This is a genomic window from Streptomyces longhuiensis, from assembly GCF_020616555.1.
Lineage (GTDB): Bacteria > Actinomycetota > Actinomycetes > Streptomycetales > Streptomycetaceae > Streptomyces > Streptomyces longhuiensis.
The window spans coordinates 980,713-1,002,313 of sequence record NZ_CP085173.1; the positions used below are offsets into that span (position 1 = coordinate 980,713).

The 21,601-nt window shown below is 70.0% G+C and carries 15 protein-coding genes; 2 read left to right on the forward strand and 13 right to left on the reverse strand.

What is annotated here, in order from left to right:
• Nucleotides 1–146 precede the first annotated feature (146 nt).
• Nucleotides 147–1,511, forward strand: coding sequence for an NADP-specific glutamate dehydrogenase (gene gdhA, locus LGI35_RS04665; protein ID WP_227292624.1), 1,365 nt, complete (start codon nucleotides 147–149; stop codon nucleotides 1,509–1,511).
• 72 nt (nucleotides 1,512–1,583) lie between these two features.
• On the opposite strand, the gene LGI35_RS04670 is transcribed toward gdhA, so the two are convergent.
• From LGI35_RS04670 to LGI35_RS04675, 3 genes are all read right to left on the reverse strand, one after another.
• A complete protein-coding gene (locus LGI35_RS04670; RefSeq protein WP_227300198.1) occupies nucleotides 1,584–2,552 on the reverse strand; it encodes an alpha/beta hydrolase in 969 nt (322 codons plus the stop codon).
• A gap of 122 nt (nucleotides 2,553–2,674) precedes the next feature.
• Entirely contained in the window at nucleotides 2,675–2,809 is a 135-nt protein-coding gene (locus LGI35_RS46050; RefSeq protein ID WP_264484663.1) for a hypothetical protein, read from the reverse strand.
• Nucleotides 2,810–3,078: 269 nt separating this feature from the next.
• Nucleotides 3,079–4,257: an alanine racemase gene (locus tag LGI35_RS04675; protein WP_341483345.1), complete on the reverse strand. Its 1,179-nt coding sequence runs from the start codon at nucleotides 4,255–4,257 to the stop codon at nucleotides 3,079–3,081.
• A gap of 225 nt (nucleotides 4,258–4,482) precedes the next feature.
• On the opposite strand from LGI35_RS04675, the gene LGI35_RS04680 reads away from it, so the two are divergent.
• Nucleotides 4,483–6,129: a PucR family transcriptional regulator gene (locus LGI35_RS04680; RefSeq protein ID WP_227292626.1), complete on the forward strand. Its 1,647-nt coding sequence runs from the start codon at nucleotides 4,483–4,485 to the stop codon at nucleotides 6,127–6,129.
• Nucleotides 6,130–6,234: 105 nt separating this feature from the next.
• On the opposite strand, the gene LGI35_RS04685 is transcribed toward LGI35_RS04680, so the two are convergent.
• From LGI35_RS04685 to LGI35_RS04730, 10 genes are all read right to left on the reverse strand, one after another.
• A complete protein-coding gene (locus tag LGI35_RS04685) occupies nucleotides 6,235–9,591 on the reverse strand; it encodes a serine hydrolase (protein WP_227292627.1) in 3,357 nt (1,118 codons plus the stop codon).
• Nucleotides 9,588–10,580: an ABC transporter ATP-binding protein gene (locus tag LGI35_RS04690; protein ID WP_227292628.1), complete on the reverse strand. Its 993-nt coding sequence runs from the start codon at nucleotides 10,578–10,580 to the stop codon at nucleotides 9,588–9,590. The genes LGI35_RS04685 and LGI35_RS04690 overlap by 4 nt, the downstream gene beginning before the upstream one ends.
• Nucleotides 10,577–12,508: a dipeptide/oligopeptide/nickel ABC transporter permease/ATP-binding protein gene (locus tag LGI35_RS04695; protein WP_227292629.1), complete on the reverse strand. Its 1,932-nt coding sequence runs from the start codon at nucleotides 12,506–12,508 to the stop codon at nucleotides 10,577–10,579. The genes LGI35_RS04690 and LGI35_RS04695 overlap by 4 nt, the downstream gene beginning before the upstream one ends.
• Nucleotides 12,508–13,500, reverse strand: coding sequence for an ABC transporter permease (locus tag LGI35_RS04700; RefSeq protein ID WP_227292630.1), 993 nt, complete (start codon nucleotides 13,498–13,500; stop codon nucleotides 12,508–12,510). Before LGI35_RS04700 ends, LGI35_RS04695 begins: the two co-directional genes overlap by 1 nt.
• Nucleotides 13,500–15,089 carry an ABC transporter substrate-binding protein gene (locus tag LGI35_RS04705; protein WP_227292631.1) on the reverse strand — a complete coding sequence of 530 codons (1,590 nt, stop codon included), beginning with the start codon at nucleotides 15,087–15,089 and terminating at the stop codon, nucleotides 13,500–13,502. Before LGI35_RS04705 ends, LGI35_RS04700 begins: the two co-directional genes overlap by 1 nt.
• The gene (locus LGI35_RS04710; RefSeq protein ID WP_227292632.1) at nucleotides 15,086–15,985 is read right to left on the reverse strand and encodes a serine hydrolase; all 900 of its coding nucleotides are present in this window, start codon (nucleotides 15,983–15,985) and stop codon (nucleotides 15,086–15,088) included. The genes LGI35_RS04705 and LGI35_RS04710 overlap by 4 nt, the downstream gene beginning before the upstream one ends.
• The gene (locus LGI35_RS04715) at nucleotides 15,982–17,373 is read right to left on the reverse strand and encodes a serine hydrolase domain-containing protein (protein ID WP_227292633.1); all 1,392 of its coding nucleotides are present in this window, start codon (nucleotides 17,371–17,373) and stop codon (nucleotides 15,982–15,984) included. The genes LGI35_RS04710 and LGI35_RS04715 overlap by 4 nt, the downstream gene beginning before the upstream one ends.
• Nucleotides 17,374–17,513: 140 nt before the next feature.
• Entirely contained in the window at nucleotides 17,514–18,407 is an 894-nt protein-coding gene (locus tag LGI35_RS04720) for a serine hydrolase (RefSeq protein ID WP_227292634.1), read from the reverse strand.
• A gap of 74 nt (nucleotides 18,408–18,481) precedes the next feature.
• Nucleotides 18,482–19,738, reverse strand: coding sequence for an MFS transporter (locus LGI35_RS04725; protein ID WP_227292635.1), 1,257 nt, complete (start codon nucleotides 19,736–19,738; stop codon nucleotides 18,482–18,484).
• 140 nt (nucleotides 19,739–19,878) lie between these two features.
• Nucleotides 19,879–21,468 carry a PucR family transcriptional regulator gene (locus LGI35_RS04730; RefSeq protein WP_227292636.1) on the reverse strand — a complete coding sequence of 530 codons (1,590 nt, stop codon included), beginning with the start codon at nucleotides 21,466–21,468 and terminating at the stop codon, nucleotides 19,879–19,881.
• Nucleotides 21,469–21,601 lie beyond the last annotated feature (133 nt).

Below are 21,601 nucleotides of genomic sequence, written 5' to 3' on the forward strand. Positions count from 1 at the left end.
TCGGCTCGTCCCAGCGCCACGCATCGCCGCCAAGTGGGCCGCATGGCACTGCGTACTACTTCGGCCCTTCCCACTTGACCAGACACAACGTAACCGTGCCGTCCGATTCCTCCCTACCAAGTCCGCTCCCCCGCCAGAGGAAGATGATGACCACCGTTTCGCCCTCAGCCGTTCCCTCGCATCTGGACGACGTCCTCGACTCGGTCCGCCGTCGCAGCCCAGGCGAAGTCGTGTTCCAACAGGCCGTCGAGGAAGTCCTGCACACGCTCGGCCCGGTCCTCGACCGGCATCCCGAGTACGCCGACGCGCACATCCTCGAGCGCCTCTGCGAACCCGAACGGCAGATCATGTTCCGGGTTCCCTGGGTCGACGACCGCGGCCGGATTCAGGTCAACCGCGGCTACCGCGTGGAATTCTCCAGCGCCCTCGGCCCCTACAAGGGCGGCCTGCGCTTCCACCCGACCGTCGATCTGTCCGTCATCAAGTTCCTCGGCTTCGAGCAGATCTTCAAGAACGCGCTCACCGGCCAGGGCATCGGGGCGGGCAAGGGCGGCGCGGACTTCGACCCCGCCGGCCGCAGCGACGCCGAAGTCATGCGCTTCTGCCAGTCGTTCATCACCGAGCTCTACCGGCACCTGGGCGAACACACCGATGTGCCGGCCGGTGACATCGGCGTGGGCGGCCGCGAGATCGGCTACATGTTCGGCCAGTACAAGCGGATCGTGAACCGCCACGAGGCCGGGGTGCTGACCGGGAAGGGCGTCGGATGGGGCGGCTCACAGGGCCGGACCGAAGCGACCGGGTACGGCACCGTGTTCTTCGCCCGGGACATGCTCGCCACCCGCGGCCAGGACCTGACGGGCCGCACCGTCGTGGTGTCCGGTTCGGGCAATGTGGCGATCTACGCGATCGAGCAGGCCCACCGCCTCGGCGCGAAGGTCGTCGCCTGCTCGGACTCCGCCGGCCATGTCGTGGATCCTGACGGCATCGACGTCGCCCTCCTGCGGGAGATCAAGGAGGTGCGACGGGAGCGGCTGAGTGCCTACGCCGCCGAGCGGCCGTCCGCCGAACACCACGCATTCGGATCGGTCTACGACGTGCCCTGCGACGTGGTGCTTCCCTGCGCCACCCAGAACGAGTTGGGCGAGGACCACGCCGGCGCGCTGATCCGCAACGGGGTGCTGGCGGTCGCGGAGGGCGCCAACATGCCCTGCACCCCCGGTGCTGTGGCCCGCTTCCGTGAGGCCGGGGTGCTGTTCGGCCCCGGCAAGGCCGCGAACGCGGGCGGTGTCGCGACCTCGGCCCTGGAGATGAGCCAGAACGCCGCGCGGGCGGCGTGGAGCCGGGACGAGGTCACGGACCGGCTGGAGAGCATCATGAGCGACATCCACGCCCACAGCCGCGCCACCGCCGAGGCGTACACGGGTGACCCGGACGACTACGTCGCCGGAGCGGCCATCGCGGGATTCATCCGCGTCGCCGACGCGATGCTCGCCCAGGGCATCGTCTGATTCCGTACGACCACCGGGCACGTCGCCCACCACTGAGCAAGTGCGCCTCTGACGTGTTGAGTTGACGATGGATCAGTTGGTGCCGAGGACGCCGGCCAGGAACGTGACGGCCTGCGTGATGGCGGCCTCGGCGGCCTGGGTGCCGCGCAGCGCGTTGAGCATCACGAAGTCGTGGATGACGCCCTGGTAGCGAACGGCCGTCACCGGAACTCCGGCCTCGCGGAGCTTGTTCGCGTACGCCTCGCCCTCGTCGCGCAGCACGTCCGCTTCACCGGTGATGACGAGGGCCGGCGGCAGGCCGCGGAGCTGGTCGACGGTGGCGCGCAGCGGCGACGCGGTGGTCTCGGCCCGCTGGGCGGCGTCGGCGGTGTACTGGTCCCAGAACCACCGCATGGCGTCGCGTCGCAGGAAGTACCCCTCCGCGAACTGGTGGTAGGAGGCGGTGTCGAAGCTCGCGTCGGTGACCGGGTAGAACAGCACCTGCCCGAGCAGTTGGACACCCCCGCGCTCCTTGGCCATCAGTGTCAGTGCGGCGGACATGTTGCCACCCACGCTGTCGCCGGCCACCGCGATGCGGGTGGCCATCAGGCCCTTGCCCGCTCCGTCGGTGGTCACCCAGTGGGCGACCGCGTAGTTCTGCTCGATCGCGACCGGGTAGCGGGCCTCGGGCGAGAGGTCGTACTCGGGGAAGACCACGGCGGCGTTCGCGCCGACGGCGAGTTCGCGGACGAGGCGGTCGTGCGTGTGGGCGTTGCCGAAGACCCAGCCCGCGCCGTGGATGTAGAGGATGACGGGCAGGGTGCCGGTGGCGCCGGCGGGCCTGACGATCCGGACGCGCACGGAGCCGGTGGGGCCGCCGGGGACGGTGATCCACTCCTCGTCGACCGCGGGCTTGGCAATCTCGCCGGACTGGACCTCGTCGACCGTCTTGCGGCCCTCCTCGGGGCCGAGGTCGAAGAGGAACGGCGGCTTCGCGGTCGCGGCCGCGAACTCCGCGGCGGCCTGCTCCAGCACTGGCGCGGCCGGAATGTACTCGGAGATGGCGAACTCCTCCGCTGAAGGGAGCCCGGCGGGCTCCGCCTGACGAGAAGGCTATGCCGCGATGCCCGGGGACCACGGCAGCGGACCGCTGGCATCCCGGGAGTTCCCCCTGCCACGCGCGGTCAGGAGGGCCCGGCGTGATGATCCAGCAAGCGGTTGAGCAACTCCACGAACCGGTCGCGTTTGTTGATCAGCAGCTCACCCCAGCAGCGCTCGGCGAAGGCGAGCTTGATCGATGCCCGGATCCGGTGGTGCACGCCGGCAGCGTGACAGCGGCCACGGTCGGTGCCGCGACGACGACCGCCGCTCGGGTCCGCAGTCGGCGTGAGCTGCCCAGGCGCTGGGTGGCAGCAGCGAGTTTGGTGAACATTGCTTGCTTGCTTCCGATTTCGAGAGGTGAGTTGGGCCGGACAGGCCGAAGCGGCGATCACCCGAGCCGTGCCCGGTCGGCCCTCGCTCGATGGGCGTCGACCGACGCGTTGGACAGGTACGAAGGGTGGACAGGTACGAAGGGTGGGCAGCGCGCTCAGCGGGACCGGCCGGCGCCCGCGATCGAGGCTCGACGGAAGTCCGTCTGCCACACGTCGATCACCTCGCCTGTCTTGTCGGTGACGAAGTAGTCGGGCCAGCGGTCGAAGGCGGAGCAGGGGTGCGAGATTCCGACATCGACCAGGTCGGCGACCTCGAGGCCGGTTGCTCCGGTGAGGACGGCGTGGTGGTCGTACAGGCTGCGGAACTGCCCTGAGATGTCGTGCCTCGGAGATCCGCCGGGACTGTGGGCCGAGAGAAGTACCGGCAGGTCGGCGTCGTAGGGCAGGTCACGCTTTCCGGCTCCGACGACAGCCGCCCCGGTCTCGGGAACGGACAGGACGACGGCTCGGATCGACACGGCCGGAATGAGCTGCGGAATGGGACTCACCCGCTGATAGGCGCCGTGATCGTGGGTCACGTAGCAGCCGGACCGAAGGAGCCGCACGGTGCCGGCGACGTCGCTCGTGGTCGGCAGGAACTCGACAACTCGGTCCGGGAAGGCCGACCCTCCCATCGAGTACACGGGGGTGTCGGTCTCGAAGAGATCGGCGACGTCGAGATAGACGTCGCGCACCCGGCGACAGTGTTCGTCGACGGCCGCAATCGTGTCGTCGCTCCGGGTGTTGGGGGCAACGCCTTCGTATCCGGCCACTCCCACCAAGCTGAGGCCTGGCGCCTGGCTGACCAGCCTTGCCAGCCGGCGTGCGTCCCCGGGATCGCGGATCCCCGTGCGACCGCCAGGCGTTCCGACGTCGAGAAGAACCTTGAGGGCGGGCCCGTGCCCGGCGAAGATCTGCTCCGCCGCGATGACACCTTCCGTCGAGTCGACGAAGCATCGGATCTCTCTGGCCGGATCCTCCTCCAGCAAGCACTTCAGACGCCGCAGCCCGAAACGGTCGACGACCTGGTTGGCGATGAGCACCGAGCCGTGCCCCCAGCCCAAGATCGTCTGCGCTTGGTCCACCGTCGCGACCGTGACTCCTGAAGCACCCGCGGCGAGCTGCCGCTCGATGACGGGTGCGGACATCGTTGTTTTGACATGGGGGGCGAGTTCCACGTCTCGGGACCTGCACCAGGCGGCCATGACGCGAATGTTGTGATCGACGGCTTCGGCGTCGAGGCGCAATTGAGGATATGCGGCTGAGACCACGAGAATTCCTTGAGATCGGTGCACTGTCCCGCGTACGGCCAGGCCTCGGCGAAAACTGCCGGAGTTCGGTCACATCGAAACTCCGACGGCAATCCTCATGAACATCACCTGGGAATTCATCGTCATTCCGTACCAGTTTCACCCGGCGACTTCGTTCAGAAGTGCGAACCGATCCGGGATAGGCTGGGAATGAGGGTGCGGCGAATGCCTGTCTCTCCCGTCCCTGACCTAACTGAACGGTTTCGATGTATGAATGGCCACGGAGCCCGGCTCGACAGCATCCTGAGCAACCTTGGCGGCACGCTGCTGGAGGAAGTGGCGGGGCGCGTCGATCCGGCAGTCGTCGTCACCGACGTCGTCATCGATGAGCGCCATGGGGACGACCCACTTCGACCCGGGGCCGTACTGCTGTGCGCCGGCGCCGACGCGGGAGATGTTCCGGCGCTGATCGAGCGAGCAGTCGCAGGCGGGGCCGCCGCCGTGGTCCTGCGTGGACCGCTCGACCTCGATGAAGGAGCCCGCGGGGCTGTCGAGAACAGCGGGCTCGTCCTGCTCGCCCTGACGCGTGGGGCAAGCTGGGCACAACTCGTGGTGCTCCTGCGGTCGTTGCTGTCCAGCAGCAGCATCGGCGGGGCCGGCGCGGAACTGCTCGCGGGGTTTCCCGCAGGGGATTCATTCGCCCTGGCCAACGCGATCGGTGCACTTCTCGACGCACCGATCACCATCGAGGACCGGGACTCGCAGGTGTTGGCGTTCTCCGGCCGCCAGGACGAAGCCGATCAAACCCGCATCCAGACGGTCCTGGGGCGCGTCGTGCCCCAGCATGCCCGGCATGCCCAGGAGCGTGCCGGGGTGTTCAAACGCCTCTACGCCAGCGAGAAGCCGATATTCGTCGACACACCACTCATCGAAGGAGTGGCGGGGCTGCCACGCGTAGCGATGGCCGTGCGTGCCGGTGATCAGGTGCTGGGTTCGATCTGGGTGGCGGTGCCGAGCCCTCTCAATCCCGAGAAAGAGCAAATGCTCGTCGACGCGGCGAAAGTCGTGGCGCTTCACCTGCTCCGTCATCGGGTGGGTGTCGATGTGGATCGGCAGGTTCGCGCGGATCTCATCGCCACGGCTCTCGCCGAAGGCCCCGCGGCGCCGGAGGCGATCGAGCGTCTTCGGCTCGCGCGCCGACGGGTCACCGTGATGGCCATGGCCGTCTCCGAGATGACCGCCGACTCCGCTGCGGGCGCACCGACGAGCCGCCAACTGCTGGAACGAACTGCCGACGCGCTCTCGTCCCATCTCTCGGTCGTGACCCCGGGATCCGTGGCAGCCCTGGTCGGTGACGTGTGCTACGCGATCGTCCCCAGTTCCGCACCGGACGCCGACTCCGACGATCTGCCCGAGAAGGCGCAGTCGGCTGTGCGGGACTTCCTGCGTCGGACCTCGGACGGGCTGACAGGTGTGGTTCTCGGCATCGGTCGCGCCGTCGATTCGGCCGGCCCCGCTGACCTGGCCCGGTCCCGACACGACGCCGACCGGACCCTGCGAGTGCTCCGCCGGCGCCCCGGACGTCGTGTCGCCCGGTACTCCGAAGTCCAGGTCGACGCACTGCTGTTGGAACTCGGGGATCTGCTGCACAACGAGGGCGGCCTTCTCGACGGGCCGATCCAGCATCTGCGCACCTACGACCAGGAGAACGGCACCACCCTGGTCGACACGCTGTCCGCTTGGCTGGACAGTCTCGGAAATGTTCTGAGCGCCTCCACCTCTCTCGATGTGCATCCGAATACCTTCCGGTACCGGCTGCGGCGGGCCGCGGAGATCACCGGGATGGACCTGAACGACCCCGAGAAGCGCTTCGCCGCGATGCTCGAACTCCGCATCGTGCGAGCGGACTCTCCATGAGTTCCCATCCCGGGCCGAACGCGCGGGCCCGCTCGACCAGTTGATCGGACGGCTGGTCGAGCGGGCCCTTCCCCACCGCAGCCGGAGACGCCGGCCGCGAACCGTTCAGGACACCTTCGGGGCCGCCCGCACCCCGTAGTGCACGTACGGCTCGCCGGTGGGCAGCGTGTAGAACGTGACCGGGGTCCAGGTCCGGGATTCCGGCGCGCGGAAGACGAACAGGCTGTCGGAGACGGGTACCAGGTCGTACTCCTGGGTCGGATCCGGGGTGAGTTCGGCCAGTGGACCGGTGAGAGTCTGGCGCAGGCGCAGCCTTTCCCCGGTCAGCAGAACCTCGGCGCGTACCCCGGCCCGCTCGTACACACCGGCGTGCCGCCGCGCGTCCACGACGGGAGGTTCGGCGGCCGGTTCGAGCGGGCGCGACACGGCCACTCCGGCCAGTTCCGCGAAGATCTCCCGGTACAGCCCCTCGTACAGGTCGCGTGGACTGCCGCCGTTGGTGAGCAGCACCACCGCGAGTCCTTGCTCGGGGAGCAGCCGCAGGAACGCCGCCTGGCCGATCGTGCCGCCGTCGTGGCCGATGACCTCGTGCCCGCCCCAATCGAATCGTATCCAGCCCAGGCCCCATGAGTCGCCGATGCTGTGCGGGTCGGGCAGGTCGGTCTGCTTGTCGGCCATCGCGTCCACCGACGCCCGGGCGAGCACGCGCTCGCCGTTCGGTGCCAGCCCGCCGGTCAGATGCAGCCGGGCGAACGCCAGGACGTCCGCGGTCGCCGCGCCGACCAGACCGGCGGGACCGACCGAGCGCGGCAGCCCCCAGACGGGAGCGGACGTCGGCTCGCCGCCACCGGGCGAGAGATGGCCGACCGCCGCGCGGAACAACAGTGCTTCCTCGGGGAGCGTGACCGTGTGGCTCAGGCCGAGCGGGGTGAACAACCGTTCGCGCATCGCGCTGTCCCAGGTCTTGCCGGTCAGTTTCTCGATGACCCGGCCGACGAGGACGAATCCCGAGTTGCAGTAGGAGAAGGTCGCCGCGAGCGGGTGGTTCTGTCCGACTCCCGCGAGCTGGTCGACGTAGCGCTCCAGGCAGTCGTCGCCACGGCCGGTGTCGGTGAACACGTCGCCGTCGATGCCGCTGGTGTGGGTCAGCAGATGGCGCATGGTCACCTGCCTCGCCACATCCGGATCGGCCAGTCGCAGCTCGGGCAGGACGTCCGCTATCGGCGCGTCGAGGTCGAGCAGCCCTTCGTCGACCAGTTGCATCACGACGGTCGTCGTCCACACCTTGGTGATCGAGCCGATCTGGAACAGCGAGTCGTCGGTGACGTCGACGCCGGTGTTCGTGCTCAGGACGCCGTGGCTCGCCTGCACCAGCTCGTCAGCGCCGTCGGGGCCGGTGCGCAGGATGCCGAGCGCCGCTCCGGGTACGCGATGTGCGCACGCCAGTTCGCTCAGCCGCCGCTGCCAGTGCGCGGCGTCTATCGGCACCCCCGCCACGCTCTTCTTGTGCCCTGCGTGCCGTTCCACCCAGTCGACGACGCGTCGGTTGAAGTCCGCCCGGTGCGACGGCCTGCCGTCAAGGATGAACAGGTGCGAGCTGCCGGGGTACAGCACCAGCCGGGCCGGGACGCCCCGCTCGCGCAGCGCGGTGAACCACTGTTCCGCCTGCCCGATGGGACAGCGCACGTCGTCGGCGCCCTGCACGATGAGCGTCGGTACCTGGACCTGGTCGACGTGGGTAAGTGGCGACTGCTTCGTGTACTGCTGTTCCCTGGCCCACGGGGTGCCGCCCAGTTCGCGCACGCCCATGTAGTGACCGGCGTCCGAGGTGCCCGCCATGCTGGTCAGATCGCTGACCACCCCGCCCGCGACCGCAGCCGCGAACCGGTTGTCGCGGCTCGTCAGGTAGCAGGTCATGAAGCCGCCGTAGCTGTAACCGGACACGGCCAGCCGGTCGGCGTCGGCGATTCCCTCGGCGACGAGGTGATCCAGTGGTTCGAGGAAGTCCGGCGCGTCCGCCTGGCCCCACGCGCCGAGCGCCGCGGTGAGGAACTTCTCGCCGTAGCCGTCGCTGCCGCGTGGGTTGAGCAGCAGCACCGCCCAGCCGCGCGCGGCCAGCACCTGGTGGTAGAGGTGGGTGGCGTCGGCCGTGCCGTTCCATGCGTTGTGCGGGCCGCCGTGGATGTCCAGCAGCAGAGGCGAAGGACCGGTGCGGGCCGGGTCGCGCACCAGCCAGCCATGGACCACGGTGCCGTCGGAGATCGTGAACTCCCGCTCCTCACGGGCGAACAGCTCGGCGTCGGCGACGCTCTCGCCGTGGTGTGTGCGCGGCTCGACCGTCCCGTCGGCGAGGTCGACCGTCGTGATCTCGCCGAACGAGGACGGCGTGGCGAGGAGGATCGCCACGGTGTCCCCCGCGACGGCCAGGTCGCCGACGGTGTTCCCCGCGCCTCCCACGACCGGCCGCGGCGCTTTGCCGTCGAGACCGACCGAGTAGAGGTGGGTGCAGCCGCGCTCGCGCACGCAGAACAGCACCCGGCCGTCCGCTGTCGGGCACGGCGCCGCGCCGGGATAGCCGGGGCCGCCCGGCATCACGTTCCGGTCAAGAGCAGCCGTCAGGTCGACGGTGTCACCGCCGTCCAGCGGCACCAGCAGCAATTTGGTGTGCCCGATCTCGGTGTCCCCCCGCCCGACGACCAGCAGTGTCTGACCGTCAGGAGTCCATGTGACCGTGGCTGCTATGCCGTCGCCGGAGCCCGTCAGCTGCGGCTCGGCGGCGCGCTCGGTCAGGTCGAGGACGTAAGCGGCTGACCGCAGCGTGAGGTCTGCGTCGGGCTCTCGGGCGCCGGGGAACGCCAGCCGGGTGCCATCGGGTGACCAGGCAGGATCGCCCGCGTTCCAGTCCCCCGACGTGACCTGCCGGATCTCCCGTGTGCCCACGTCGAGGACGTGCACGTGCTTGCGCACAGTCCGCAGCAGGCCCGTGCCATCGGCTTTGAAGTCCAGCCTGTCCGCCACGACCGGGGCATGCGCCCGGCGTGCGCGTGCGGTTGCGTCCTCGCCGTCCGCCGCGGCGAGGTCGACCGGCGCCGCGAAGGCGATCTTGCTGCCGTCCGGGCTCCAGGCTGGCGCGCCGGCGCCCAGCGGGAGTTGTGTCACCTGCTCGGCCTCGCCCCCGGCGGTGGGCAGGAACCACAGTTGCGGGGCCGAGTCCCGGGCACGCAGGAACGCGATACGCGTGCCGTCGGGCGACCATGTCGGTGCTGTGTCGGTCGTGCCCCGGGTGAGCTGCCGCGCCTCGCCGCCCGCGGCGGCGACCTGCCAGAGCGCCCGCACGTCCCGGTCGCCGTCACGGTCGGCGGCGCGCAGCACGTACACGATCCGGCTTCCGTCCGGCGAAACGCTCGGCTGCTCGGGGACTGTCAACTCGTACAGATCATCAATGCCAAGGCGTCGGGTCATCGCAGGAGGCCTCCTCGTGGGATTGCGGGCTGTTCGCTGACGCTCGGGGAGAAGTGGCAGGCCGCTCGGTGCCGGCGGGTCACCGCGTCGCCGGCCGGGTCGGAGCTGAGGCAGACGGTGCGCTCGGTGTGCGTGAGCGGGCCGATCGGGCAGCGGGGGTGGTAGCGGCAACCGGTGGGTGGGTGGTGCGGGTCGGGCGGTTCCGTGTCGCCGATGCCGTCACCGGAGACGTCGAACAGGCCGGTACGGACGGACGGGGCCGCGGCGAGCAGGTCGCGCGTGTAGGGGTGTTGCGGGTCGTTGAGGACGTGCTGGGCGGGGCCCGTCTCCACGATGCGGCCGAGATACATCACGGCGATCACGTCGCTGAGATAGCGCACCACGGCCAGGTTGTGCGAGATGAGGAGCATCGACAGATCCAGTCGCCGCTGCAGTGTGCGGACCAGGTTGAGCACGGCGCCCTGCACCGACACGTCGAGCGCGGACGTGATCTCGTCGGCGATCAGTACCTGCGGCTCCCCGGCCAACGCGCGGGCGAGCGCGACACGTTGCCGCTGCCCGCCGGACAGGTGCTTCGGCAGCATCCCCGCCCGGTCCGGGTCGAGGTTGACCAGTTCGAGCAGCCTCGCCACCTCGGCCCGTCTGCCCGCCGCCCCGGCGTGCGCACCGCGTGGCAGGGCCTCGGTGATCGACTCACCGATGCTCATCCGCGGGTCCAGCGAGGAGTACGGGTCCTGGAACACCATCTGGAGCGGACGCCTTCGCGGCAGGCATTTCACGTCCACGCCGCCGAGCAGGACGCGGCCCGCGGCGACCGGTACAAGGCCCACCGCGGCCCGTGCCAGCGTCGACTTGCCTGATCCCGACTCCCCGACCAGCCCGACCACCTGTCCCTTGGGCACGGTCAGGCTGACCTGGTCCACCGCGGTCAGGCCGCCGCGTCGGGCGCCGTAGCGCACGCTCACCTCGTCAAACACCAGCGCGCTCATTCGGCACCTCCGTAGGCGGCTTCCCGGCCGGACGCCGGCGCGACGGCGCCGTTCGGATGCCAGCAGGCGACCCGGTGTGCCCGGTCGACCCGCTCCAGGACCGGGTCCTCGCTCCGACACCGGTCCGTCGCCGCCGGGCAGCGGGCGGCGAACGCGCACCCCTCGGGCACCTGGTCCGGCTCGGGCGGGCGGCCGGGGATCACGGCCAGCGGCTCGTCGCGGTCGGTGTCCAGTTCCAGCGTCGCGGCCAGCAACGCCCGGGTGTAGGGGTGTCTCGGTACGGACGTGAGGTCGGCGGTAGGGAGGTCCTCGACGACGCGCCCTGCGTACATGACGAGCATCCGGTCGCAGGTCTGCGCGACGACCGCGATGTCATGGCTGATCAGGATGATCGCCGCGTTCTCCCTCTCCCTGGTCCGCGCGAGGAGGCGCAGCACCTGGCGCTGCACTGTGACGTCCAGCGCCGTCGTCGGCTCGTCGGCGATGATCAGTTTCGGCTCGCCCATCAGCCCCATGCCGATCATCGCGCGCTGCCGCATCCCGCCGGAGAACTGGTGCGGGTACTGCCGGGCACGTCGTTCCGCGGCGGGAATACGCACCTCGCGCAACCGGTCCACGGCTCTGGCGAAGGCTTCGCGCCTGTTGAGGCCGTGGTGCTGCTCCGATGCCTCAGCCAGCTGGCGGCCGATCCGCCGGGTCGGGCTGAACGAGCTCGTCGGATCCTGGAAGACCATCGCCAGCGACGTGCCGAGCAACTCGCGCAACTCCCGCTCCGGGGTCGTCAGGAGCGGAGTCCCCGCGAACTCAAGCCGGTCCGCGGTCACGACACCCGGCGTCTCGATCAGCCGCGAAACCGCCAGTCCGGTCAGGCTCTTGCCCGATCCGGATTCCCCGACCACACCGATCGCCTCACCGTCGCGCACGGTGAAACTCACGCCGCGCACCGGGACCGTCCACCCGTCCGCACGCGGGAACGCCACATGCAGGTTCTCCACCAACAGCACCGGCTTCGCCGTGGGTTCCTCGGCCGCGGCGGGACGGGCGGGCGGCGCCGGCCGGGCGGGGATCCGCGCGGTCGGGGTGCGCACGCCGACCACCGCGGCGACGGTCTCCCCCACCAGGTTGAACGCGAGACCGGCGAGCACCACTGCCGCACCGGGAGCGAGCGCGGCCGCCGGATTCACGTAGATGCCGTCCAGTCCCTCGCCCAGGAGCCGCCCCCAGTCGTATCGGGGTGCCTGGACGCCGATGCCGAGGAAGGAGAGCGAGGCGAACGCGAGCAGTGCGCCGCCCGCGCTGATGGTGGCGTTCACCATCAGCGGTTCGCCGATGTTGGGCAGGACGTGCCGGACGAGCAACCGGAGCCGGCCGACGCCCGCGATGCGCGCCGCCGATACGTAGTCCCGCCCTGCCACCGACGCGGCGAGGGTCTGCGCCAGCCTGGCGAAGCCCGGCGCCGTCGCGAACGCGATCGCAAGGACCGCGCCTCGGGTGCCCACGCCGAAGATGACCGCGAAGAACAACGCAAGAAGCAGCCCCGGGAACGCCACCGCGATGTCCACTGCGGAGGTGATCAGCCTGCCGGCCCGGCGCGGCAGCACCGACGGCAAGGTACCCAGCAGGAGACCGACCGTGACGCCGAGCGCCGTGGCGATCACCGCGAGTTCGACCGAGAACCGGGTGGCCACGAGCGTGCGGTAGAAGATGTCGCGGCCGAGCGAGTCGGTGCCCAACAGGTGTGCCCCGGAGGGGCCTTGGCCGATCGCGTTCGTGTCGACCGCGGCCGCCTGCTCGCCCCACAGCACCGGTCCCAGGATGGCGAGTGCGGCCAACGCGACCAACAGCGCCAGTGAGCACGCCCCCATCGGGGTGCGCGCGGCCGCCGACCAGGCCGAGCCGCGCCTTCTCCACTGCGATGTCGACGTCATCAGCTCTCCCGGATGGTCGAGCGCGGGTCGAGCAGCGCCAGCAGCACGTCGACCGCCAGGTTCACCAGCAGCACCCCGATGCCGTAGACGAGCACGATGCCCTGCACCGTCGGATAGTCCTTCGCCAGAATCGACTGCACGATCGTCGAGCCGAGCCCGGGCCAGGCGAAGACGTTCTCCACCAGCACCGTCCCGGCGACCATCGCGGTGAGCATCAGCCCGCCCAACGTCAGCGTGGCGGTCAGCGCGCTCGGCAGGGCGTGCCGGACGTACACGAGCCGGGCGGGCAGCCGCTTCGCCCGGGCGGTGCGGACGAAGTCGTCGCCGAGCACAGACAGCGTCTCCACCCGTACGATCCGCGCCAGCACCGCCGTCGCCCCGGTCGCCAGTGCCGTCACCGGCAGCACGAACGTGCTCGCGCCGCCGCTCCCGGCGACCGGGAACCAGCCGAGGCGCACGGCGAAGAACGCGACAAGGCCGACGGCGACGAGGAACTCAGGGACGGCGGCCAGGAACACGCTCACCGAGGTGAATCCCAGCTCGACGCCCCGCCGTCCGCCGCCCCTGGTCAACACCGCGAACAGCACGCCGAGCGGAATCGCCAGGGCGGCCACCACCACGAACGCCGGCACGGCCAGCGCGAGCGTCGCGGGCAGACGGTCGCCGATCACCTGCGCCACCGGCAGGTTGCTCGTCATCGACGTACCGAAGTCGCCGGTGAACAGGTTGCCGAGGTAGTGGCCGTACTGCACCCACAAGGGGTCGTTCAGGCCGAGTGCTTGGCGCCGGGCCTCGACCAGCTCGTTGGGTGCGGTCATTCCCAGCGCCGCCCGGACCGGGTCGCCCGGGACCAGGTGGATCATCAGGAATGCCGTGGTCAGCAGCACCCACAGCGCGACGAGGAATCGCCGCAGCCTGCGCCGTGCGAACGGCAGCCACGGGCCGCCCCGGATTCCGGCACGCAGGGCGGCCGGCACTGCAGCGGTGGCCATCAGCCGTACATCCGTATCGAAGACGGCGTGATGGAACCAGCGCTGACCTCGAACCGCGCTCCAGTGCCGAAGAACGGGACGACCGAGTGGACGTAGGGGACGACGTCGACGCGCTTGATCAGGGACGTCTCGGCCGCGACCCAAGCGCGGCAGCTGTCGTCGCCGACCAGCCCCGCCGCCCGACGCACCTGAGACTCGTACCCGGCGTTCTCGACGTGCGCGAAGTTGGTGCCCTGCGGCGGCGCCTTGCCCGACACGAACCGCACTGCCTGGCTCGGCAGTTCGAAGCCGAACGGCGCCATCGAGACATCCCACGCTCCGGTGGTGAACAGCGCCTGGTTGAGCCCGGAGCTGTCGACGCCCTTCAGCCTGACGTCGACTCCGATGCTCTTCCAGGTCTGCTGCGCCAGCTCGGCGGTGGGCGCCATGGTCGGCCCGAGTTGCGTCGCGTAGATCATGGTGAGGGCGAGCCGCTTGCCGTCCTTGACGCGCACGCCACTCGGGCCCACGCGCCAGCCCGCCGCGTCGAGCGCAGCTCTGGCCGCGGCGAGGTCGTGCGCGGGAAGGTTGCCCTTCACGGTGTCGCCCGTACAGGCCCGGGGTTCGGCCGTGACCATCCCCGTGGCCGGTGTGCCGGTGCCGCTGGTGAGCACCTTGCCGAGCTGCGTCAGGTCAAGTGCCTGGACCAGGGCGCGGCGGACGCCTTCGTCCTGGACGGCCCGGCCGGGAGCCTCGTTGAAGAACAACTCCCCCATCGGGGCCAGGTAGTCGGCGTGGAACAGCTTCTGGGCGGCGAGCCGCTTCTTGTCGGGCCCGACCGTGGCGGCGGCGTTGAGGCCGCCGGACAGCAGCAGGTTCGCCGAGGTGGTGGCGTTCGGAACCACCCGCACGACCACCTTGTCGGGCAGCCCCGGCTGGTTCGTCTTCCACGCGCCCGGCCCCCACGTGTAGTCCTTGCGCCGAGTGAGCGTGTAGTGGTCGTTGGGTACGGCCTCGGTGACGGTGAACATGCCGGTGCCCGCCCCGCCCTTGGCCAGCAGCGAACGGTCCCGCAGGCCCGCGGCGCACACCATCGGCAGCCGGCCCGCGTTGCGCAGCAGGAACGCGTCCGGCGCTCCGCTGGTGACAGTGACGGTGCGGCTCGCGTTGTCGCCGGTCGCCTTCGTTCCGGGCGCGATGGTCACCCCCGCGAACGGGGACTTGTTCGCCGGGTCACCCACGAAGTTGATGTTCGCCGCGACGTCCGCGGCGGTCAGCGGCGAGCCGTCGGCACAGGTGATGCCGTGCCGCAGGCTGAAGGTGGCTTTCGTCGTCGTGGCGTGCCACTTGTCCGCCAGACCCGTCACCGGCTTTCCGGCCGGGTCGACGTTGAGCAGCGAGTCATAGAGGTAGCGGTCGGTCTGGATGGCGACCGAGAGGACAGTCATCTGCGGGTCGAGGCTTCCGGGGTCGGACGCGATCGCCTGCGTGAAGGTCCTGCCTTCCACCAGTTTCTGGTGTGCGGTCCGCCCCTGCGTGGACTGCGAGACTCCCCCGCACGCGCTCACCGTCAGCGCCAGCGCGCCGAGCAGCACGACCCGGCGCCTCATGACGTCACTCCGTGGCGGAGATGGTCCACGGCGAGCCGGGCGGCCCTGCCGATCGAGGTGTCGACAGCGGGCCTGCGGTCCTCCAGGGAGTCCGCGCGGGTGAACACCGCGACGGCGTACTGCCGACCGTCCGGGTAGGTCAGCACCCCTGCTTCGTTGCGGACCGCGGGTAGCGTGCCCGTCTTGGCCGCCACCTGGACCCCGGTGTCGAGGCCGGACGAGATCCGGTGCGGCCAGATCTGCCGTCCCATGATCGCGCGGACCTTCGCGCAAGCTTCAGGATCGGCCGCGCGGTCGGTCCAGATCGCGTCGAGCAGCCGGGTGATCTCCCGCGGGGTCGACGACGTCGTCCTGGCCGGGTCGAGCACCGCCAGCTTCCACAGCTGTTCCGGGGCGGCCGCGGCGAGCGCGGCCTCCACGTCGTCGTCCTCACCGACACCGAGGTCGGACAGCAACGACGCGAACAGGTCCTCGCAGCAGCCGCGGATACGCGTGCGGGACAGTCCGAGGTCGGTGAGCACGCGGTCCACGGCGTCCTGCCCGATCCGGTGGAACACGACGTCGGTGGCGGCGTTGTCGCTCATGGTCAGCATGAACAGCGCCAGGTCGCGCCAACTCATCTCCACGTCGTCGGCGCACCCGGCCGAGCCGATCCCGCCGATGCGGTAGCGCGCGGTGACCCGTGTCCGTTCGGTCTCGTCCAGCCGTCCGGCGGCCACCTCGCGGGCGTAGGCGACCGCGACCGGGATCTTGAAGACCGACGCCAGGACCACCGGGGCGTCCGCGCCGACGGCGACCTCGGGGCCGTCGGTCACGCCGACTTCACGGGCGTGCAGGAACCCTTGCGCACCTGCCTCGGCGAAGACCGCGGCGATCTCGTCAGCGATGGCGTTCACCGGCTCACCCGCCGATCGGCCCGGCCGGTGTGCAGGAACTGCGCCCGCCCGGTCCCATCGTCTCCGACGAACGCGTGCACCGGGTGCATGCCGTGCTGCGGCTTCACCGGGATCAGCTTGTCGCCGTCGTACGCGACCAGTTCGATCCTTTCCGGCGGACCGCCGTCGAGCTCGGCGAACACTCCCTTCGGGGTCCGCTCGACCCACAGCCGGCCGTCGGCGTCCTCGCTGACGACGGTGTCGCTGACGGACGACGAGTACGCGCCCACGAACCTCGCTGTCTCGACACATGGGGCGTTGGCGTCCGGCACCGGGAGCGCCGGCATTTCTATTCCGGCCAGCTCGCGCAGCACGCGTCCGACGAGTTCGACGTACAGCGGGAGCGGGTTGCCGCCGTTGGTCAGCAGTGCCACCGCGATGTCGTGTTCGGGAGCCACGCGCAGGAAGGCCGACTGGCCGAGCGTGCCTCCGTCGTGGCCGACCACCGCGCCGCCGGGCCAGTCGAAGAGCGACCAGCCCAGTCCCCAGGCGTCGCCCATCAGACCGAGATCCGGCAGTTCCACCTCGCGGTGCCTCATGGCGAGCGCGCTCTCCGGCGCGAGCACCGCCGTCCCGTCGGGCCCCCTGCCCCCGTCGAGATGCATCCGCGCGAATGTCACCAGGTCCCGCGGCCGCATCGCCAGCATCGATCCGGCGGGCGCGTTCGACCGGGGCAGTGCCCAGACGTGCGCGGGCTGCGGCTCGACGCCCTGCTCCGGCGTGAGGTGCCCCGACGCGGCACGGAACCTGACGGCCTCGTACGGGCTGGGGGCGACGTGGGTCAGCCCCAGCAGCGTGAACAGGTGGTCGCGCAGGCAGTCGTCGTACGACGTGTCGCGCAGCACCTCGACGATGCGACCGAGTACGCAGAAGGCGGCGTTGTTGTACGAGAACATCTCGCCCGGCGCGAACAGCTGGGGCACATCGCCGAGGAGGCTGACGAGCTTGTGCACCGCGTCGTCCCCGCGTCCGGTGTCGAGGAAGATGTCGCCCTCGAACCCCGAGGTGTGGCACATCAGTTGGCGGACGGTGATCTGCGCGGAGGCCGTCTCGTCACCAACGGCGAATGCGGGCAGGTACGCCCGGACCGGGGCGTCGATGTCGAGCGCGCCCTCGTCGACGAGCTGCATCGCCAGCGTGGTCGTCCAGACCTTGGTGATCGAACCGATCTGGAAGACGGAGTCCGCAGTGGCCTCCACACCGGTGTTCTTGTTCAGCACCCCGGCCGCACGGTCGATCGTCTCGCCGTGCGCGTATACGGCGATCGACGCGGCCGGCACCTTGTGTTCGGCCAGCAACTCGGGAAGGCGACTTTCCAACCAGCCACAGAGTTCATTGAGTTCGGACATGTGCACCTCTTGTCTCGGCGAGGGAGAACGGGTGATTCCGGGAGGGTATGACCTGCGCGCTCATGGCCGATTCGTGAGAAACGACGAGAACTGGCGAAACCTTCATCGTGGCCGACGAAACACCGGGCCGCCGGTATCGGTTACCGCCTGAGCCAGTCCACCGCCTGGGCGGCCGCGAACCCGATGAAGGCGTCACGCTCGGGAACCCTCGAACGGGCGTCGACGGCCCTGGTGAAGACGCCGACCGCGTACCGGCCACCGTCCGGGTACTCCACCACGCCGATCTCGTTGCGCAGTGAGGGCAGCGTGCCGGTCTTGCCGCTGATCGTGACGTCGTCGTCCGCGAAGCCGGAGCGCAGCCGGTGCGGCCACACCTGCAGTTCCAGCCAGCGCCGGACGTCGGCGCATGCCGCCGCGGGCGCCGCTTCGTCACGCCAGATCAGGCCCAGCAGGCGGGTGCTCTCCGCGGCGGTGGTCCGGCAGGTCTCTTCGGGTGTCAACGCGCGCAGCTTGGCGAGTTGTTCGGCAGGCATCGCGGCCAGGATCCGTTCGTCGTCCTGGTAGTCGATCCCGAGGTCCTCCCCGATCGTGCGCAACAGGTCCCCGCAGTCATGGGGGACGGCCGTCTGCGGGAGGCCGAGTCGACGCAGCGTCTCGGCCACCGCGGCCTTTCCCACCTTCCCGAGGATCAGGTCCGTGGCGACGTTGTCGCTGATGCCGATCATCAGGACGGCCAGGTCGTACCAGGACATCGTGACGTCGTGGAGGAACGTCGCGAGGCCGTACGGACTGGCGGTCGGATGTCCTGGCGGCACCGTGATCCGCTCGGCGAGGTCGAGTTCACCGTCGGCCGCCTGCCGGGCAAGTTCCACCGCTACGGGGACCTTGAACACGGACGCGGTGACCACCGGCTCGTCGGCGTCGATGCCCACCTGTCGTGGGCTGTCCAGATCCGCCGCGTGCAGCCGGACCTGGACGCCGACTTCCGCCGCCCGGCCGGTGATTGTCCCGACCAGTTCCGATTCGGTGACCATGGGGCGATACCTTCTGTCTGTCGAGGGTGGAGTTTCTGTCCGGACTGGATCTGTCCGTCGGGTGCGCCGGCCGGCTACTTCGTGGCGGTCGGCGGGAAGTTGAACTGTTCGGCTCGCTGCGGGACCCAGAACGCGATCACCGCGGTGAGCAGCGTGGTGCAGATCAGGAAGCCGAACGCGGCGGTGTAGGAGAACGCGTCCGCCAGCCAGCCCATCGCCAGCGGCGCGATCACGCCGGCGACCTGGCCGCCGAAGTTCGTCATCCCGGAGCCCAGGCCGGCCACCGCCGTGGGAAGCACGCGCAGCGGAAGGCCGAAGACGCACATCGTCGCCATCCCGAACACTCCGACGGCCAAGGTCTCGTAGAGAGTGAACGTCACCGCGCTGTCCGCCGACACCATCAGGACGAGCAGGACCGCGGTCACCGTCGCGATGGACACCAGGTACCACCTGGCCTTGTCATGGAAGTACCGGTCGAACAGCCAGCCGCCGAAGATGGTCGTCGCGAAGCCCACCAGACTCGGGATCGCCGACAGCACCCCGGTCTCGTTCAGCGACAGGTGTCTGGCCTCGAGCAGATAGCTGGGCACCCAGGTGACGAGGCCGTAGCTGAGCATGTTCATCGCGCAGAACAGCACCGCGAACTTCCACACCGCCGAGGATTTGAGTACTTGTCCACGCGAGACTTCGGGCGTCGTCACCGTCGTTCGCGGGAGCCGGCTGAGCCGGTCCGGCAACGCCTTGGGCAGGAGCGCCCACAGACCGATGCCGATGGCCGCGCCGCAACCCGCCATCCACAGGAAGGTGTGCCGCCAGCCGATGCCCGTCAGCAGCGGGGCGACGAGCAGGGGCGCAAGGCCGGCGATCCCACTGGCGGACAGCATCACACTCGTGGCGGTCCCCCGTCTCTCCGGTGTCGTCCGTTCCGCGATGGCTTTGAACGACGCCGCCGGGAAGGCGCCCTGACAGGCACCGAACAGGCCACGGAACAGCAGGAGCAGACCGAAGGTGCCGGCCATCCCGGTCAGCGCGGTGAACAGCGACCACAGCAAAAGCGTGATCAGCATCGGTCTGCGGGAGCCGTACCGGTCGGCCAGGTAGCCTGCCGGTATCTGGCAGATCATGTAGACCAGCGCGAAGACGGTGACCAGCGAGCCCTGCGCGGTCTTGCCGAGATGGAACTCCTCTCCGATCGACGGCAGAGCCATGCTGATGGAGAAGCGGTCGATGTAGTCGATCGACCAGGCGCACAGCATGACCACCATCGTGATCGTTGCTGTCCGGTTGACGCGCTTAGGTGTCCAGGTGTCCTCGGTGACCACCGCGGTCATGGTTACCTCCGTACGGCTGCGTCGGGTTTGATGGCCCATCCTGGACATCAGGTGACGCAGCGGGTTCGTGGAGTTCCACAAACCTTGAGGTGGTGTTCGGGCGAGGCGGACGAACGTTGTCCCGTTGCGGTGTCCGGCTTCTACTCGCAGTGGTGGGCCGGGTGGAGCCGGAGTTGCAGCATCGCCGCGAACCGCTCACCGGGGTCGTCCAGATTGATCTCACCGACCTCCGCGACCCGTCGCAGCCGGTACCGGAAAGTGTTGGGGTGCACGTAGGCCGCGGCGGACGCGGCGGCCACGTCACCGAAGGCGTCCAGCCAGCACGAGAGTGTGTGGACGAGCTGCGACTGGTGGCGGGCGTCGTAGTCGAGCAGGCGGGCGACGGGCCCGGTCGCCACGTCCCCGCGCGCGGCGGCCAGATCGGCGAGGTCCAGCATGAGTGCGTCGACGTGGACCTCCTCCGCCGTGGCCACGCGCCGGGCGCCCCCGTGGGCGAGCAGCACTCTCAGTGCCCGGTCCGCGCCGTCACGCGAGCGGCTGAGCACGGAGCCGTCGAGAGCGGGCGGGCCGATGCCGATCGCCGCGTCCACGCGCTGCCCGGTGCGTTCGAGGAAGGTCGACGCGACGCGGATCGACCGTTCCTGGCAGTCCGCCTGGCTCCCCGGCATCGGCACGATGCCGTAGGCCACGTCGCCCACCAGTGCCACGGCCGAGCGCGCCTGGACCGCACTCAGGTGCATGGCCAGCGCGTCCGCGACCCGCTGGCGGTCCGCGACCCGGCGCAGACCGTCCTCCGTCGACGGATCGGCGTCCGAACCGCCGAACAGCCCCAGGGCCAGAACGATCGCGGGCTGTCCCACGAGCCCGAGCCGCGCAATCGCCTCCGGTGCTCCCTTGCCGCCTTCGAGTGCGGTGCTCACCAGGTCGGCCCGCAGTCGGCGTTCGACGTCGGCGCCCGCGCGCAGACGCAGCATGTGGAGTGCGACCAGCTTGCCGGCGTCGATCAGGGCCTGCGTCCGCTCCTTGGACAAGGGCCCGGGCACGGCCGCCCAGATCGAGCCGAGGATCTCGTCGCCGGCCCGTACCGCGAGCGCCACCCGGGGCACGGTCATCGACTCGTCGTGGAGCGGATCGACGTACACGGGCGCATGGCCGCGATGAAGTCGGTCGAAGACGCCGTTGCGCGCCAGGCCGAGGGTGAACCGTTCCGGGACCTGGCGGCCCAGGATCGTCTCCACGCGGGACTGGTCGGCCTCGTCCTGGCGGCCGGAGAAGGCGAGCACCCGTGAGCTGCGGTCCTCGATGGTGACCGGCGCGTCCAGCAGCGCGGCCACGGCATTGGCCAGCGCGAACAGATCGCCGGACGGCATGCCGCCCAGCGTCTGCGGTGAGATGTCGCCGATGTCTCCCTCGACGAGCAGGGTGCGGAGCATGGCGGCGACCTGCGCCCAGGAGGCTCCGCGGGTGAGTCCGAGCAGGGCGACGCCGGACTCGTCGGCGGCCCGCCGGATTTCCACGGTCGCTGTGAACGGTGACCGGACGACGAGCGCCGCCGCGCCCTTGCGGCCGAGGTCGTACAGGAGGCGGACCACGTCGTCCGGTTCGTGGATCCCCACACCGAGGACGACGGCCTGCGCGGGGAACTGCGCCTCGTCGAGCGGGTCGTGGATGACTACGCCGCTCAGTTGCCGGCGCGTGCTCCCGCCGCCGGCGATCGACTCCAGCAACACGTCCCCGAGGTCCTCGAGAACGCGCGCCAGGCTTGTGTGTGGCTTGCCAGACGTCGGTGTCAGCACCGCACAAAGGTAACTCCGGTCGCACCGGAACCTGTTGGTCCGATCCGACCGGATTTCACGGCGAATT